Source organism: Neobacillus niacini (assembly GCF_030817595.1).
GTDB classification, from domain to species: domain Bacteria; phylum Bacillota; class Bacilli; order Bacillales; family Cytobacillaceae; genus Neobacillus; species Neobacillus niacini_G.
Genome location: NZ_JAUSZN010000001.1, coordinates 4,327,501 through 4,342,500 on the forward strand (window position 1 = coordinate 4,327,501; position 15,000 = coordinate 4,342,500).

Annotated in this window: 13 protein-coding genes, 1 tRNA gene, 2 rRNA genes, 1 other RNA gene and 1 other annotated feature (2 of these 18 cut by a window edge); of the genes, 4 read left to right on the top strand and 13 right to left on the bottom strand. The window is 40.7% G+C overall.

Annotated elements, in window-relative coordinates; all coding sequences use genetic code 11:
• The 5 genes from recR to tadA form a co-directional block, all read right to left on the bottom strand.
• Positions 1 to 129 carry the start of a recombination mediator RecR gene (gene recR, locus QFZ31_RS20550; protein WP_179603823.1) on the bottom strand. It extends 468 nt beyond the left edge of the window, so the window shows 129 of its 597 coding nt (coding positions 1-129); its start codon is at positions 127 to 129; its stop codon lies beyond the left edge, outside the window.
• Positions 130 to 197: 68 nt separating this feature from the next.
• Entirely contained in the window at positions 198 to 515 is a 318-nt protein-coding gene (locus tag QFZ31_RS20555) for a YbaB/EbfC family nucleoid-associated protein (protein WP_179603824.1), read from the bottom strand.
• Between the two features lie 21 nt (positions 516 to 536).
• Complete coding sequence (gene dnaX, locus QFZ31_RS20560) at positions 537 to 2,225, bottom strand: DNA polymerase III subunit gamma/tau (RefSeq protein ID WP_307306352.1); 1,689 nt, start codon at positions 2,223 to 2,225, stop codon at positions 537 to 539.
• Positions 2,226 to 2,348: 123 nt separating this feature from the next.
• Positions 2,349 to 2,614, bottom strand: an RNA gene (ffs, locus tag QFZ31_RS20565) — signal recognition particle sRNA large type.
• Between the two features lie 92 nt (positions 2,615 to 2,706).
• Positions 2,707 to 3,204: a tRNA adenosine(34) deaminase TadA gene (gene tadA, locus QFZ31_RS20570; protein ID WP_307306355.1), complete on the bottom strand. Its 498-nt coding sequence runs from the start codon at positions 3,202 to 3,204 to the stop codon at positions 2,707 to 2,709.
• 113 nt (positions 3,205 to 3,317) lie between these two features.
• Here tadA and QFZ31_RS20575 point away from each other — a divergent pair, with 113 nt between their 5' ends.
• The 3 genes from QFZ31_RS20575 to QFZ31_RS20585 all read left to right on the top strand — a co-directional run bounded on the left by QFZ31_RS20575 (position 3,318) and on the right by QFZ31_RS20585 (position 6,169).
• Positions 3,318 to 4,601, top strand: coding sequence for a glycoside hydrolase family 18 protein (locus tag QFZ31_RS20575; protein WP_307306357.1), 1,284 nt, complete (start codon positions 3,318 to 3,320; stop codon positions 4,599 to 4,601).
• Between the two features lie 208 nt (positions 4,602 to 4,809).
• Complete coding sequence (locus QFZ31_RS20580; RefSeq protein WP_307306360.1) at positions 4,810 to 5,457, top strand: deoxynucleoside kinase; 648 nt, start codon at positions 4,810 to 4,812, stop codon at positions 5,455 to 5,457.
• 16 nt (positions 5,458 to 5,473) lie between these two features.
• Positions 5,474 to 6,169, top strand: coding sequence for a deoxynucleoside kinase (locus QFZ31_RS20585; RefSeq protein WP_307306362.1), 696 nt, complete (start codon positions 5,474 to 5,476; stop codon positions 6,167 to 6,169).
• A gap of 107 nt (positions 6,170 to 6,276) precedes the next feature.
• On the opposite strand, the gene QFZ31_RS20590 is transcribed toward QFZ31_RS20585, so the two are convergent.
• From QFZ31_RS20590 to guaB, 6 genes are all read right to left on the bottom strand, one after another.
• Positions 6,277 to 6,369, bottom strand: a tRNA-Ser gene (locus tag QFZ31_RS20590).
• A 62-nt stretch (positions 6,370 to 6,431) separates the two neighbouring features.
• The gene (gene serS, locus QFZ31_RS20595) at positions 6,432 to 7,712 is read right to left on the bottom strand and encodes a serine--tRNA ligase (RefSeq protein WP_307306365.1); all 1,281 of its coding nucleotides are present in this window, start codon (positions 7,710 to 7,712) and stop codon (positions 6,432 to 6,434) included.
• Between the two features lie 177 nt (positions 7,713 to 7,889).
• Positions 7,890 to 8,112: a binding site (T-box leader), on the bottom strand.
• 49 nt (positions 8,113 to 8,161) lie between these two features.
• Positions 8,162 to 8,749, bottom strand: coding sequence for a pyridoxal 5'-phosphate synthase glutaminase subunit PdxT (gene pdxT / locus QFZ31_RS20600; protein ID WP_307306368.1), 588 nt, complete (start codon positions 8,747 to 8,749; stop codon positions 8,162 to 8,164).
• On the bottom strand, positions 8,749 to 9,630 hold the full coding sequence (gene pdxS / locus QFZ31_RS20605; RefSeq protein ID WP_063255643.1) for a pyridoxal 5'-phosphate synthase lyase subunit PdxS: 882 nt from the start codon (positions 9,628 to 9,630) through the stop codon (positions 8,749 to 8,751). The genes pdxT and pdxS overlap by 1 nt, the downstream gene beginning before the upstream one ends.
• 171 nt (positions 9,631 to 9,801) lie before the next feature.
• A complete protein-coding gene (locus QFZ31_RS20610; protein ID WP_373459923.1) occupies positions 9,802 to 11,127 on the bottom strand; it encodes a D-alanyl-D-alanine carboxypeptidase family protein in 1,326 nt (441 codons plus the stop codon).
• A 175-nt stretch (positions 11,128 to 11,302) separates the two neighbouring features.
• Positions 11,303 to 12,769, bottom strand: a complete 1,467-nt coding sequence (guaB, locus tag QFZ31_RS20615) for an IMP dehydrogenase (RefSeq protein WP_307306372.1) — start codon at positions 12,767 to 12,769, stop codon at positions 11,303 to 11,305.
• A 105-nt stretch (positions 12,770 to 12,874) separates the two neighbouring features.
• Between guaB and QFZ31_RS20620 the strand changes: the two genes are divergently transcribed.
• Complete coding sequence (locus tag QFZ31_RS20620; protein WP_307306375.1) at positions 12,875 to 13,819, top strand: YaaC family protein; 945 nt, start codon at positions 12,875 to 12,877, stop codon at positions 13,817 to 13,819.
• Positions 13,820 to 14,328: 509 nt separating this feature from the next.
• Here the strand turns inward: QFZ31_RS20620 and rrf are convergent.
• Positions 14,329 to 14,444 (bottom strand): 5S ribosomal RNA (gene rrf / locus QFZ31_RS20625).
• A gap of 74 nt (positions 14,445 to 14,518) precedes the next feature.
• Positions 14,519 to 15,000 (bottom strand): 23S ribosomal RNA (locus tag QFZ31_RS20630); it runs 2,455 nt beyond the window's last position.

Consider the following 15,000-nt stretch of genomic DNA (forward strand, 5'->3'; position numbering starts at 1 on the left):
AAAATCCAGCACAGTATCTTCTTTCATACTTAATACATAAAAAGCCAAACGAGCAGCCGTTTTTGGGCCGATACCAGGCAGTTTCATAAAACTGTCAATCAACTTAGAAATCGGTTCTGGATAATGCATTTCTATTATTCCTCTCCTAGAAAAGCATATGCGCCTTTAAAAAGGCGCATATGCTGGATCTTCATTATTTAAAAAGGCAGATTCATTCCCTTTGTAAACTGGCCCATTGTATTATTTGTGAGCTCTTCTACCTTTTTTAGCGCGTCGTTCGTTGCCGCCAAGACTAAATCTTGAAGCATTTCGATGTCATCAGGATCCACTGCTTCAGGTTTGATTTGAACATCCACGACTTCTTTGTGTCCTGTTACTATGACAGTTACCATACCGCCGCCTGCTGTTCCTTCAATCTTTTTCTGACCTAACTCCTCTTGTGCTTCAGCCATTTTCTTTTGCATTTTTTGCATTTGTTTCATCATATTTTGCATATTACCCATTCCACCACGCATAACCTTTCAACCTCCAATTAATTAATCAATAATTTCTACAAATTCAGCACCAAACAGGTTTTTTGCCTCTGCTATATGCGGCTCTTCTTCCTGGTTCGATCCAGAAACTTCTCCCTCGACATGATGCTGTGTGCTTAAAAAGTTTTCTCGTATCGATAGCCACTGTTCTTCGGGCACCCCTAGAACAAGGTATCTATTTCCTGTTAATTCTTGTAGAGCAAGAGTAATCGTCTCGACAAAACGGTTATTATCCATTGCCATTTGACAGTGAATTTCATGTTTAAATTTTAAAATAAAAGCATCAGCCGAAGCAGCAGCTGGCTCCGCTTCATTTAATAAGGCTGCATGAGACTTCATTAATCTTCCTCTCATTTCGCCCCATTTACTCTTAATTTGATTAATGTCATTCTTTGTTGCATTCTTTAAAACTTCATTTATTCTTCCAACTGCTGGCTGGAACCCTTTTCTTGAACTTCTTTGCGAAGGCTTTTGTGCTGCCTGCGGTGCTGCTTCTTGAACCATAACTGAACCATTTGTTTTTAAATGTTGTAATTCATGCTCAAGCTGTTCTATTTTCTTAAGCAGCTCAGATAGTTGTCCAGCAGGCATTTGCTCTATCTGCTTAGCTTCCGTTTGACACAGCTTTACAATTGCAACTTCTAGAAAGATTCTCGGATGGTTGGTCCATCGCATATCTTGTTGAGTCTTATTTAGTAGTTCAATGAGCTGATAAATCTGATCATAGGGAACAGCCTCAGCAATTTGACGGAATTCCTCATCCAATAAGACTCTGTCTAATGATTCTTCAAGATTTGGGGCTGTTTTATATAGCAGCATATCTCGATAATACAATATAAAGTCCTCAATAAATCTTGATGGATCTTTCCCATGAAACAACAATTCTTCTAATGCTTCTAATCCACTGGCTACATCCTTTTCCATAACGGCCCTTGCAAGCTTGTTTAGAAATCCTTGCGAAACGGAGCCGGTGACCGTCAAAGCATCTTCAACAGTTACTTCTTCGTGACTAAAAGAGATAGCTTGATCTAAAAGACTTAATGCGTCACGCATACCGCCTTCTGCCGCTCTAGCAATCATTTTTAAGGCGTCTTCTTCACACTTTACACCTGTTTCCTCAACGATTAATTTCATTCTATTTACTATAGATTGTGCTGTAATTCGTCTAAAATCAAATCGTTGACATCTAGAGATAATCGTTAAGGGAATTTTATGCGGCTCAGTCGTGGCTAAAATGAAGATGACATGCTTTGGCGGCTCCTCTAACGTTTTTAACAAGGCATTAAACGCACTAATGGATAGCATATGCACTTCATCTATAATATAGACCTTGTAGTTAACAGAGGTTGGAGCGAACTTTACTTTATCAAGGACATCTCGCATTTCTTCCACTCTGGAGTTTGATGCTGCATCAAATTCCAGCACATCTGATATAGTTCCATTGGTAATACCCTTACATGCAGCACATTCATTGCAGGGTTCAGAAATTGGCGCACGTTCACAATTTACTGCTTTAGCCAATATTTTGGCTGCACTAGTTTTACCTGTTCCTCTTGGCCCGTTAAATAAATAGGCATGGGAAATTTTTTGTTGAAGCAGGGCATTTTGCAATGTTTTCGTAACATGTTCTTGTCCTACTACATCAATAAATTGCTGAGGACGCCAAACACGATATAAAGCCTGATAAGCCACAAACATCGCCCCCTTCAAAAATTCTTTCCTAATCATTATAACTTATCCTTTTTCTATTTATCAAAGAGAATACAAAAAAACTCATCTCGTATTCGAAATGAGTTGTTTTTACATTATAAACTGCCGTGCACCTTCCGTCGACTTCGCACCCATAGGCGCTGCTTAAGCAGTTAGCTCGGCCCAGGCCACCCTGCGGCACATGGAAGCTTCCACTTAATGCTGCTTCCTTCCGGACCTGACATGGTTCATGGATTCCCATTGCGCAGGACCCGGGCGTCAACACTACTTACTTAAGGCGGACCCTACAGGATACCAGCCTCGGGAAGGGATTCAGCCTCGCTAGAGCGGATTGCGAGTACAGGGCACCGCTACCTCCCCGCCTAGCACGGCAAAGTTGATAACAAATTTTAAGGCGTCTTTATCTGACGCTTTTTTAGTATACTAACTTTTGGGGGAAAAATCAATCTTTATCAATTGTAAATTACTGTAAGGATTGTTTTTTTGCTATTTTTCGTTTTTCTCGAAGCTGACGAAAGAAGTCTGATAGTAACTGACCACACTCTTCCTCCAGTACACCGCTCGTTACTTCACTTTGATGATTGAAACGTTCATCCTGCAGGAGGTTCATGAATGTACCTGCACAGCCTCCCTTTGGATCTGCAGCACCATAAACAACTCTCTTGACTCTTGATAAGATAATCGCACCCGAGCACATCGCACAGGGCTCAAGTGTGACATAAAGGCTCGCATTCTCCAGACGCCATGAGCCTACTAGCTTACATGCATGTTCAATAGCCAAAATTTCTGCATGGGCAACCGCACTTTGTTTACTTTCACGTAGATTATGTGCTCGGGAAATAATTTTCCCATCTATTACGACGATGGCTCCGATTGGCACCTCGTTTAATGCTTCTGCCTTTTTCGCTTCCTTTATGGCTTCCTTCATATATAATTCATCAGAAATTTCATCTATCGTCATGAGGGTACCGCCTTATATGATCATTTTGACTCTTACTATTTTCCCCATTATATCATGAATCCATAATCTTACTCATAGAATAGATGTAGTGTTGTTGCTTAGGAGGGGAAGATATGCAAATTCATGTTGTGAGAGCAAATGAATCATTAACAACCATTGCAAGGGCATACAATACAACAGTGAATGATATAGTTGAAGCAAATGACATCCCTAATCCAAATAATCTCGTCGTCGGTCAAGCAATGGTGATTCCGATCGTTGGCAGTTTTTATTATGTACAGCCTGGAGATAGTCTATGGTCAATCGGGCAAAAAGTAGGTGTACCCTATCAACAAATTGCCTCTGCTAATCGTATTTCATTAAACCAGCAACTCTATGTCGGCTTCCGTCTTTATATTCCGCCGATACCAAAAAGAAGAGGAGAATTTAATGCTTATGTCGAACCTCGAGGCACTAGTGTTTCCCCTATTTTAGAAACTAGTGCACGGGAAGCAGGTCCCTATTTAACCTACCTTGCACCGTTCAGTTTTCAAGCTCTTCGCGATGGGTCTTTAAAGGAGCCCTTATTAAATAATTTTCCAGCCATCGCGAGAGCGAATCGAAATGTATTAATGATGGTTATAACGAACCAAGAAAATGATCAATTTAGTAATGAATTGGGTCGTATTTTACTTAATGATATTCCAGTACAAGATAGATTCTTAAATAATATTGTTGCCACTGCAAAGAAATATGGGTTTAGAGATATTCATTTTGATTTTGAATTTTTACGTCCGGCAGACCGTGAAGCCTATAATACATTTTTAAGAAAGGCAAAAGCCCGGTTTCAAAGGGAAGGCTGGTTATTGTCAACGGCGCTGGCACCGAAAACTAGTGCTACACAACAAGGAGCATGGTATGAAGCCCATGATTATCGGGCTCACGGTCAAATCGTTGATTTTGTAGTTATTATGACCTATGAATGGGGCTACAGCGGTGGTCCTGCTATGGCTGTTTCACCTATTGATCAGGTCCGGAGGGTTTTAGAATATGCGATTACAGAAATGCCTCCGAATAAAATCTTAATGGGTCAGAACTTATATGGATATGACTGGACACTTCCTTTTGTTCAAGGCTCTGTCGCAAAAGCCGTCAGCCCGCAGCAAGCGATTGAACTTGCTGCTGCAAACAACGTTCCTATTCAGTATGATACAAAAGCACAGGCACCTTTCTTCCGATACACAGCAGACGGAAAGCAGCATGAGGTTTGGTTTGAGGATGCCCGCTCGATCCAAGCCAAATTTAATTTGATAAAAGAATTAGGTATTAGAGGGATGAGTTATTGGAAGCTTGGCCTGGCATTTCCGCAGAATTGGCTTTTAATTGTTGAGAATTTCAATGTGGTAAAAAGAGGTTAATAAATTTTTATAACATAAACTGCCGTATTTCGGCAGTTTTTTCATATATTCGACATTAAAATTTCTTCTTCTACAATTTCCATATCCCTTCCTGTGTCAGATTATGATAATATATTATTTGTGCCATTTAGAACGTTAGAAAAAAGTTTCCGGTTTATAGCTGGTTAAACATAGAATTCGCAGGCAGTTGGAGAAGGAGGATCAGCAAATGGGGTATACTCCCTTTATTACCGTTGAAGGGCCGATTGGTGTAGGTAAAACATCTCTCGCAAAAGCCATTTCAGATCAATTTAATTTTGCTTTATTAAAAGAGATTGTCGATGAAAATCCATTTTTGGGGAAATTTTATGACAATATTGAAGAGTGGAGTTTCCAAACGGAAATGTTTTTTCTTTGCAACCGTTATAAGCAATTGGGGGATATTAATACCCATTACTTAAGTAAAAGTCAGGCTGTTGTAGCAGATTATCATATTTTAAAGAACTTAATTTTTGCCCAGAGGACCTTAAACCCCGACGAATATCAAAAATACTATAAAATATATCAGCTCCTAACGGAAGACATGCCAAAGCCAAATGTTATTATTTATCTAAATGCGAGTTTAGATACTCTTCTAAAGAGAATTAAAATAAGAGGACGCGAGGTAGAGAAAAATATCAGTCCCCTATATTTAGAACAGCTATCGCTTGACTATGAACAAACCATAACGCGCTTTGAGCAATCACATCCAGAAATTCCTGTTCTTCGCTTTAATGGTGATGAATTAGACTTTGTAAAGAATGAAGCGGACTTGAATTTTATTATTGAAAAGCTCATAGGCTCATTAAAGAAAAGCAGCACGACAAACACACGATAAGAATTGGGGGATGTAAGTGAGTATCGTTATTGGTGGTATGATAGGTCTTGGTAAAACAAGTGTGGCTGATACATTAAATGCATATTTTCAAAGGAGCGGAATTGACAGTAAGGTTTTTTATGAGACTGTTGATGATAATCCGATTCTTCCGCTCTACTATGAATTAACGCCGGAAGAATTAGATGCAAGAAGAATCCCATTTCTCTTGCAATTATTTTTCTTAAATAAACGTTTTAAAACAGTAAAGGATTGTGTAAGCTGGAAAGACCCTATTTACACGATTCAGGATCGCTCCATCTACGAGGACTGGTACTTTGCTTATGTAAACAAAAATCTTGGCAGAATTTCTGACCTTGAATTTAGAATATATGAAGACCTTGTTGAGAACATGATGCAAGAGTTAAATGAACTTCCAAAAAAGGCTCCTGACTTAATGGTTTATTTAAAAGGTTCCTTTGATACTGTCATTGATCGAATTATGGCACGCGGCCGAAGCTTTGAAATTAATCCTGAACTGAAAGAGTATTACTTTGAAGTTTGGAAAGGTTATGATGAGTGGGTTATTAATAACTATAATGCCAGTGAAGTGCTAATCGTCGATATGGATCATACGGATGTCGTTAAGCGCCCAGAAGATGCATTAAGAGTATGCCGTGAAGTGGACGAACGCCTGAAAGAAATATTAAATATGACAAAAGCCCATATTGGTTAATTCCAATAGGGCTTTTTTTTACAATTTAGAAAGAAAATATAAAAAATCCGTCCAAATGCTTGGACGGATTTTATCTCCAGTTTTATGCGCGATTATAATAAAATAGATGGCGGAGGAAGAGGGATTCGAACCCCCGCGCGGTTTAACCCGCCTGTCGGTTTTCAAGACCGATCCCTTCAGCCGGACTTGGGTATTCCTCCGTATCGACAAGAGATAGAATATCACATTCCCACTATCCCTGTCAACACATGATTAATTTTTTTTATTCTGGTGCGATAACTTCTTTATTTCCCATATATGGACGTAACACCTTAGGAATTACCACACTTCCATCAGCCTGCTGGTAATTTTCCAAGATAGCTGCAACTGTTCTACCAATTGCCAACCCAGATCCGTTTAAAGTATGAACATGTTCAGGCTTCGCTTTCGGGTCACGTCGGAAGCGGATATTCGCACGGCGAGCTTGGAATGCTTCAAAGTTACTGCAAGAAGAAATCTCACGATATGTTCCATAGCTTGGGATCCATACTTCAATATCATACTTTTTTGCTGCCGTAAAGCCAAGGTCACCCGTACACATGCTTAACACTCGATAAGGTAATTCAAGTAATTGAAGCACGCGTTCCGCATCACTTGTCAACTTTTCAAGTTCCTCATAAGAATCCTCTGGCTTAACAAACTTCACTAGCTCTACCTTATTGAACTGGTGCTGGCGGATTAATCCACGTGTGTCCCGCCCCGCAGAACCAGCCTCAGAACGGAAGCATGCACTATAGGCTGCAAAGCGGATTGGAAGCTCATCTCCGCTTAATATTTCATCACGGTGGAGGTTGGTAACTGGCACCTCTGCTGTTGGAATTAAGAAATAATCTTCACTTTCAATTAAAAACGCATCTTCTTCAAATTTTGGAAGTTGACCTGTACCAGTCATACTCGCGCGGTTTACCATATATGGCGGCAATATTTCTTTGTAGCCATGCTCATCTACATGCAGGTCAAGCATAAAGTTCATTAATGCACGCTCTAAGCGGGCTCCGAGACCTTTATAAAAAACGAAACGGCTGCCTGTAACCTTGCCCGCACGCTCAAAGTCAAGGATACCTAGATGGTCCGCAACATCCCAGTGCGGCTTTGCCTCAAATTCAAAGTCCCGTACTTGACCCCATTTTTTAATCTCCACATTATCATCTTCTGACTCACCAATTGGCACACTTTCATGTGGAATATTTGGAATGCTCATTAACAACAAGTCGAGCGTTTCCTCAACACTGCGGAGCTCCTCATCCAATACTTTGATCCTATCGCCAACCTCACGCATTTCTACAATAAGATGGTCAGCATTGGCCTTTTCACGCTTTAAAGCAGCTACCTGCTGGGAAACCTCATTGCGTTTGCTTTTTAATTGTTCTGCCTCGACGATTAAATCACGTCTGCGCTGATCTAAGTCTTCGAACTTTCCTAGGTCTGTCAGGTCCTCCCCACGGTGCTGGAGCTTTTCCTTAACCTCAGCAAAATTAGCTCGTAATAATTTAATGTCTAACATCTTCCCACTCCTAACTAAATTATAAAGCGTAAGCGCCTTGTACAGGGGCGACAGGCATAAGACGAGCCGGCATGAAGGTTGTTCTTTAACCTTCTTGACGGATTGGCTTATGACCCCGAGCCCCTAGGCGCTGCAGCTGGATTCACTAAATAAATACAAAAAACTCCCGTCCCTAAAAACAGGGACGAGAGTTAACCCGCGTTACCACCCTGGTTGACAGATTTAGTCTGTCCACCTCGAAAAAATTAACGGTTTTTACCGAAAGTACTTACTGACCCTTAAGCGGGCGTTCCATACCTTGCTCGAGGAGGGATTCACAAGCTTCAAACACCGATTTGCACCATCCACCGGCTCTCTTTAGAATGAACTTCCTGCTACTAGTTCCTCTCATTGCTTTAAAATATTTATTGAAAATAATTTACTATAATTATCCACCAATTGCAATCAAATTATACAAATTGTTTTGCTTTTGCTTCCTTAACCATCTCAACAAAGTAAGCCGTAATGTCATGGCGGTCTGTTAATTCAGGATGGAACGAACATCCGAGGAATTGTCCTTCACGAGCTGCCACAATACGGTCATTGTGCTTTGAAAGGATTTCTACTTCAGCTCCGGCTTCAACGACATGCGGTGCACGGATAAAGACTGCAGGGAAGTTGTCAGCTACATCCTTGATCGCGAGGTCAGCCTCGAAGCTATCAACCTGTCGTCCAAAGGAATTGCGTTCGACCGTAATGTCCATCACCCCAATATGCGGCTTGTGACCAACTAGGTTTTTAGCTAAAAGAATAAGACCAGCACATGTACCAAACATCGGTTTACCTTTGGCAGCAAATTCCTTTAATGCCTCCATAAAACCATACTTATCAATTAGGCGTCTCATCGCAGTGCTTTCACCGCCAGGAAGAATGAGGCCATCTACTTCTCTTAACTGTTCTACCTTCTTAATGGCAATCCCCTCAGCACCACATTCCTCCAAAGAACGAATATGTTCCCTGACGGCGCCTTGTAAGGCAAGTACTCCTACTTTAACCATTACCAACCACGTTCCTGCATACGGTTTTCAGGGGACAATGATGAAATCTCAATTCCCTTCATCGGTGCTCCTAGTTCTTTAGAAAGCTCAGCGATTAATTTGTAGTCTTGGTAATGAGTGGTAGCTTCCACGATTGCTCTAGCAAACTTTGCAGGATTTTCCGATTTAAAGATACCTGAACCAACAAATACTCCATCCGCACCCAGCTGCATCATTAATGCTGCATCAGCAGGCGTTGCAACACCGCCAGCAGCAAAGTTAACAACAGGAAGGCGGCCAAGGCGCTTGATCTCAAGAAGTAACTCAAATGGTGCTCCTAATAGTTTTGCTTCTGTCATTAGCTCATCTTCATTCATTCCGACTACTTTACGAACTTGTCCATTTACTTTGCGCATATGGCGTACCGCTTCAACAATATTTCCTGTTCCAGGTTCCCCTTTTGTACGAAGCATGGAAGCACCCTCACCAATCCTGCGGGCGGCCTCACCAAGGTCACGGCAGCCGCAAACAAATGGAACGGTAAAATCGCTTTTATATAAGTGATACTCTTCATCCGCTGGGGTTAAAACTTCACTCTCATCAATATAGTCTACACCCATTGCTTCAAGTACACGTGCCTCAACAATATGGCCAATTCTTGCCTTTGCCATTACAGGGATTGATACTGCATTCAATACCTCTTCAATAATTCTTGGGTCAGCCATTCGAGCTACACCGCCAGCTGCGCGAATATCAGATGGTACACGCTCCAAAGCCATTACCGCAACTGCACCAGCCTCTTCAGCAATTCTTGCCTGCTCTGCATTAACAACGTCCATAATGACGCCGCCCTTTTGCATTTCGGCCATACCGCGTTTAACTCGATCCGTACCTGTTTTCATGAAAAATCCCCCTTATAAGTTCCATTTTTATAAATATTACAAAAAATCAACGTATAAACTTAGGAAATAGTGTTAATTCATTCGGAATTAGATTGTTTCCATAAAATCATTAAAGCAACAAAAAAGGATTCCTGTCAAGACAAGAATCCTTTGCTAAAAATTTCCTAACTATTAAAACCAACCTTTAACCGTTGAAGAAATGCCTCCCCAAAGATCTCCAAAGAACCCGCCAATACCTCTCATCATTAAGACGAACCAATTAGCCTTGTCGACATCTTCAGCCGCAATGACGTCAACCGTTATCTGGCCTTCTTTTGTTAAAAATCCTAAATTTCCTGCCTCTTTAGGCTGGAGCGTTAATGTTCCAACCTTTTCACCCTTTTTAATAGGTGCAGTAAGTTCACCTTGACCGTTAACCTTCTTTTTATCAAGTGTCAAAGTGGTTTTAAAATTATCCTTTTCCCCATTTTTCACCACCAAGTTAACGGCTTCTTTCGTATAAACTTTCACTTGATCTTCTTTACCTTTGATGACTGGTAAAGTTTTCTTCCCTTTAACTTGATAATGCTTTGGAAGGATTTCTTCTTTTTTAAAATTATTAAAGGCGTAATCCAGAACCTTTCTTGTTTCTCTAAAACGTTCGGATTGGGAACTAGTATTCATAACAACAGAAATATATCGTTGACCATCTCTAATAGCTGTTCCAGTAAAATTGTATCCTGCAAATGGGGTAGAACCCGTTTTTAAACCATCCAAACCATCATAAACAAATTGTTGATAGTTCGGGTAATCACTTGCAAGTTCCTCGTATCCTTCTAACATCCAGTTCCAGTTGTCCATTACAAATTCATCTTCCGTGCCCTTTGCAAAAATCTTTTCAGGTATACTGGATGTTTTTAGAACTTCAGGGAAATCATGTATCAAGTGAGACGCTAAGGAGGCAACATCCCTTGCAGACATTATATTTTCCTCATCAGGGTCACCCACTACTTCAGGAAGATGCTTTAAAATATCGCGGTTATTTAGACCTGTAGAATTTACAAACTTATACTTTTCAAGACCAAGTTCTGCTGCCTTTTTATTCATCATTTCAACAAATTTGGCCTCTGACCCTCCAACAATTTCAGCAATTGCCATGGTCGCTGCATTCGCAGATTCTATTGCCATTGCTGCATATAGATCCTCTACCTTATACTTTGATTCAACACGTAAATAGACATTACTTAAACTATCATCATGTGACATCTTAGAAATTTCAGGGGATACTAAATACTCTTGGTTCCACTTTACCTTGCCTTCTTTTACGGCTTCTAGAAGTAAGTACTCCGTCATCATTTTAGTCATACTCGCAATGCCCAAAGCAGTGTCAGAATTCTTTTCGTACAGAATCATACCGGTATCTGCATCAACTAATATAGCACCAGATGCATTAACATCTAATGCTGTTTCCGCCTCTGCTTTATTTATGCCTGCAAACAGGCTAAAAAACATGATCATTGCCAATGAACTGGCAATAATTTTTCGATAAAAAAGTTTATTCACGATAATACCCTCCAACGATTTTATGCACTTCGGTTATTTTAACATAACTGGGGTTCAAATCATAGACAGAGGATAGCACTATCTTTTTACAAAAAAAAGACAGAGAAGTCAGTGCTTCTCTGCGTTTTTATTAAGATAATGAGTAATTTGGTGCTTCTTTGGTAATTTGAACATCATGAGGATGGCTTTCTCTTAGACCTGCCCCGGTCATCTTAATGAATTGTGCATTATTCCTTAATTCTTCTAGGTCTTTGGTTCCACAATAGCCCATCCCTGAACGTAAACCACCGATTAATTGATAAATGGTTTCCGCTAAAGGTCCCTTGTAAGGCAGGCGCCCTTCAATACCCTCAGGAACGAATTTCTTGTTATCTTCCTGGAAATAACGGTCTTTTGAGCCCTTTTCCATTGCCGCAACGGAACCCATACCACGATATACCTTAAAGCGACGTCCTTGGAAAATTTCAGTTTCTCCTGGACTTTCAGTTACACCTGCGAGCATGCTACCTAGCATAACCGCGTGACCGCCTGCAGCAAGAGCCTTCACGATATCTCCTGAATATTTAATGCCGCCATCTGCAATAATGGTTCTACCATGCTTCCTAGCCTCTGTAGCACAATCATATACCGCGGTAATCTGCGGCACACCTACCCCTGCTACTACACGGGTAGTACAAATTGAACCAGGTCCGATTCCTACCTTAACTACATCTGCGCCCGCTTCAATTAAATCCTTTGTTGCCTCGGCAGTAGCCACATTACCAGCGATAATAGTTAAGTCAGGATATTGGTCTCTTATTTCCTTAACGGTGTCAAGTACACCCTTAGAATGACCATGAGCAGTATCCACCACAATAACATCGACGTTTGCCTTTACCAGCTTTTCAACTCGCAGCATTGTATCCTTTGTAACCCCGACTGCAGCTCCAGCTAACAGACGACCCTGCTTATCTTTTGCTGAGTTAGGAAACTCAATTACTTTCTCGATATCCTTTATGGTAATTAGCCCTTTTAATACTCCTTGATTGTCCACTAGCGGGAGTTTTTCAATTTTGTATTTTTGAAGGATTTTTTCTGCCTCTTTTAATGTGGTTCCAACTGGAGCCGTAACCAGGTTTTCTTTAGTCATGACATCAGAGATTTTAAAAGAGTAATCTTGAATAAAACGTAAATCACGATTGGTGATAATCCCGACAAGTTTTTGCTCATCAAGATTATTAACAATTGGTACACCTGAAATTCGGTATTTACCCATTAGATGTTCGGCATCATACACCTGATGCTCTGGAGTGAGATAAAACGGATCCGTAATTACCCCGCTCTCTGATCTCTTAACTTTCTCGACCTGTTCAGCTTGCTGTTCAATCGTCATGTTTTTATGGATAATCCCTAAACCACCCTGGCGAGCCATTGAAATTGCCATTTCGGCTTCGGTTACTGTATCCATCCCTGCACTAATGATTGGAATGTTTAACTTTACCGTTGGCGATAAGTCCACTTGAAGACTTACATCACGCGGCAGTACTTCCGATTTACCAGGAATTAATAAGACATCATCAAACGTTAAACCTTCTTTTGAAAATTTACTCTCCCACATTTTTTGGCCTCCAGGAAAAAATTTTTTAATTGTAGGTTATCAATTGGACAAAATACTGTCAAGGAGAACGATTTAGTCTAATTTTTCTGAAAAAGGTGATTCCCGTTGACTGTTGACTATAAAGGCTGGAAAAGCTATGCAAGTTTTTTCTCTGCAGAGCATTGCCAGTTATACCTAAAAAACCACTATATAAAGCGAAATATTGAAAACCCTGAACAAAAAAGCTATGAAAACTGTTATGCCTTTTTATATTATCTCGAGCATGGACAAATTTATTATCTACAGGCAGAAAACTCACCGCTAATCCTAAAACCAATTCTGCTCTTTTATGGTCTTGTACATTTAATTAAAGCATGCATTCTAACGGTTGACCCAGCATACCCGGAAACGACTTCCGTCTTAGCACATGGTGTTTCTACACGGAAAAGAAAAAAGCAAAACTATCAATTTTTTCAAGATGAAGTAAAGTTTCAAAAAAATGGACTTTTTCCTTTTATGTCTGAAAAAATGTTCCACATGAAACAATTGGAAGGCGATAAAATTACAATGGAGGAGCTGCTTGAGCTCATTCCCGAATTGGATGATTTGTTTATGGTACATGAGTCGAAAAGCACTTTTACCCCCATAAATAATACTCAGCACGGCCAATTGGCAGTACCAGAAAAAGTACTGGATCATTATCATATGACAGAGGAAAGATTGAAGGATTTTCTTTCATCTAAGTCTGGGAATCAGATTGAATTTTTAAGTGAAGGACTCTCGTTTCAATACGATAAAAGGAAGTTTTCTGGAATATCACCGATTAAATTCAATCTAGAATCCAGCGCTTATGTTCTACCGCTTAAGAAGGAGAATTTATTTCTATTTCCTGAACTGATGGTTCATTATCTCCTGCTTTATAATTTGAGTATGATTGCTAGATATGAAACAGAGTGGTGGAGTGAAATTACAAAAATGATGCCAAACCGAGATTATCCATTTATTAAGACTTTCTTGGAAATTACCTTGAAGAAGGGACCATTTTTGGTTTATGAGTACTTGATGAGTTAATAGGCAGTCTTTTCTTTGGAGAAAAAGGGCTTTGATTCCCTGTATACTCGGAAAATCAAGTTCATGGGAATCAAAAGGTGGTTTTGGTTCCCTGTATTTACTTACAAAATCGGGCTTGTGGGAACTAAAAGGGAATTTTGATTCCCTGTACACCTTATTAATCCTGATTAAGGGAATCAAAAGGGAGTTTTGACTCCTTTAACTTATAAAAATTGAAAATCAAGGCAATCATACATGCGGTTTAACTTATTTACGTCAACTATAAAAAATTTACTTCATGGAGATTGTTAAGAACTATTCGTTACAGTTTTCCTTAAAAGTGTTTCTGCCGCAGGCATGAATAACCTCTATTCGTTACCGTTTTCTCTAAAAGCTTCGCCGCACGGGCACGATTCTCTAACTATCGTTCCCTCTTTTCCCTAAAGTGCTGCCTCGCGGGCACCCTTCAACAAATTCTTCATTCAAGAGCATATAAAAAAACACAACCTTTATCAGGTTGTGCTTCGTGTGCCTGGCAACGTCCTACTCTCACAGGGACAAAGTCCCAACTACCATCGGCGCTGAGAAGCTTAACTTCCGTGTTCGGTATGGGAACGGGTGTGACCTTCTCGCCATTATTACCAGACTGTTTTTGAGGTATCATTCCCTCAAAACTAGATAATCAGAAGAAGTGTGTAAAACGAGTTCGCTTTTTAAAAATTGGTTAAGTCCTCGAACGATTAGTATCAGTCAGCTCCACATGTTACCACGCTTCCACCTCTGACCTATCAACCTGATCATCTTTCAGGGTTCTTACTAGCTTGACGCTATGGGAAATCTCATCTTGAGGGGGGCTTCATGCTTAGATGCTTTCAGCACTTATCCCGTCCGCACATAGCTACCCAGCGATGCCTTTGGCAAGACAACTGGTACACCAGCGGTGCGTCCATCCCGGTCCTCTCGTACTAAGGACAGCTCCTCTCAAATTTCCTGCGCCCACGACGGATAGGGACCGAACTGTCTCACGACGTTCTGAACCCAGCTCGCGTACCGCTTTAATGGGCGAACAGCCCAACCCTTGGGACCGACTACAGCCCCAGGATGCGATGAGCCGACATCGAGGTGCCAAACCTCCCCGTCGATGTGGACTCTTGGGGGAGATAAGCCTGTTATCCCCGGGGTAGCTTTTATCCGTTGAGCGA

What these genes read in the sequence shown, in the direction of transcription:
- QFZ31_RS20555 (WP_179603824.1), bottom strand. Translation starts at nt 515, where the DNA reads ATGCGTGGTGGAATGGGTAATATGCAAAATATGATGAAACAAATGCAA.
- tadA (WP_307306355.1), bottom strand. Translation starts at nt 3,204, where the DNA reads ATGACGATAGATGAAATTTCTGATGAATTATATATGAAGGAAGCCATA.
- QFZ31_RS20575 (WP_307306357.1), top strand. Translation starts at nt 3,318, where the DNA reads ATGCAAATTCATGTTGTGAGAGCAAATGAATCATTAACAACCATTGCA.
- QFZ31_RS20580 (WP_307306360.1), top strand. Translation starts at nt 4,810, where the DNA reads ATGGGGTATACTCCCTTTATTACCGTTGAAGGGCCGATTGGTGTAGGT.
- serS (WP_307306365.1), bottom strand. Translation starts at nt 7,712, where the DNA reads ATGTTAGACATTAAATTATTACGAGCTAATTTTGCTGAGGTTAAGGAA.
- pdxT (WP_307306368.1), bottom strand. Translation starts at nt 8,749, where the DNA reads ATGGTTAAAGTAGGAGTACTTGCCTTACAAGGCGCCGTCAGGGAACAT.
- pdxS (WP_063255643.1), bottom strand. Translation starts at nt 9,630, where the DNA reads ATGAAAACAGGTACGGATCGAGTTAAACGCGGTATGGCCGAAATGCAA.
- QFZ31_RS20610 (WP_373459923.1), bottom strand. Translation starts at nt 11,127, where the DNA reads ATGATCATGTTTTTTAGCCTGTTTGCAGGCATAAATAAAGCAGAGGCG.
- guaB (WP_307306372.1), bottom strand. Translation starts at nt 12,769, where the DNA reads ATGTGGGAGAGTAAATTTTCAAAAGAAGGTTTAACGTTTGATGATGTC.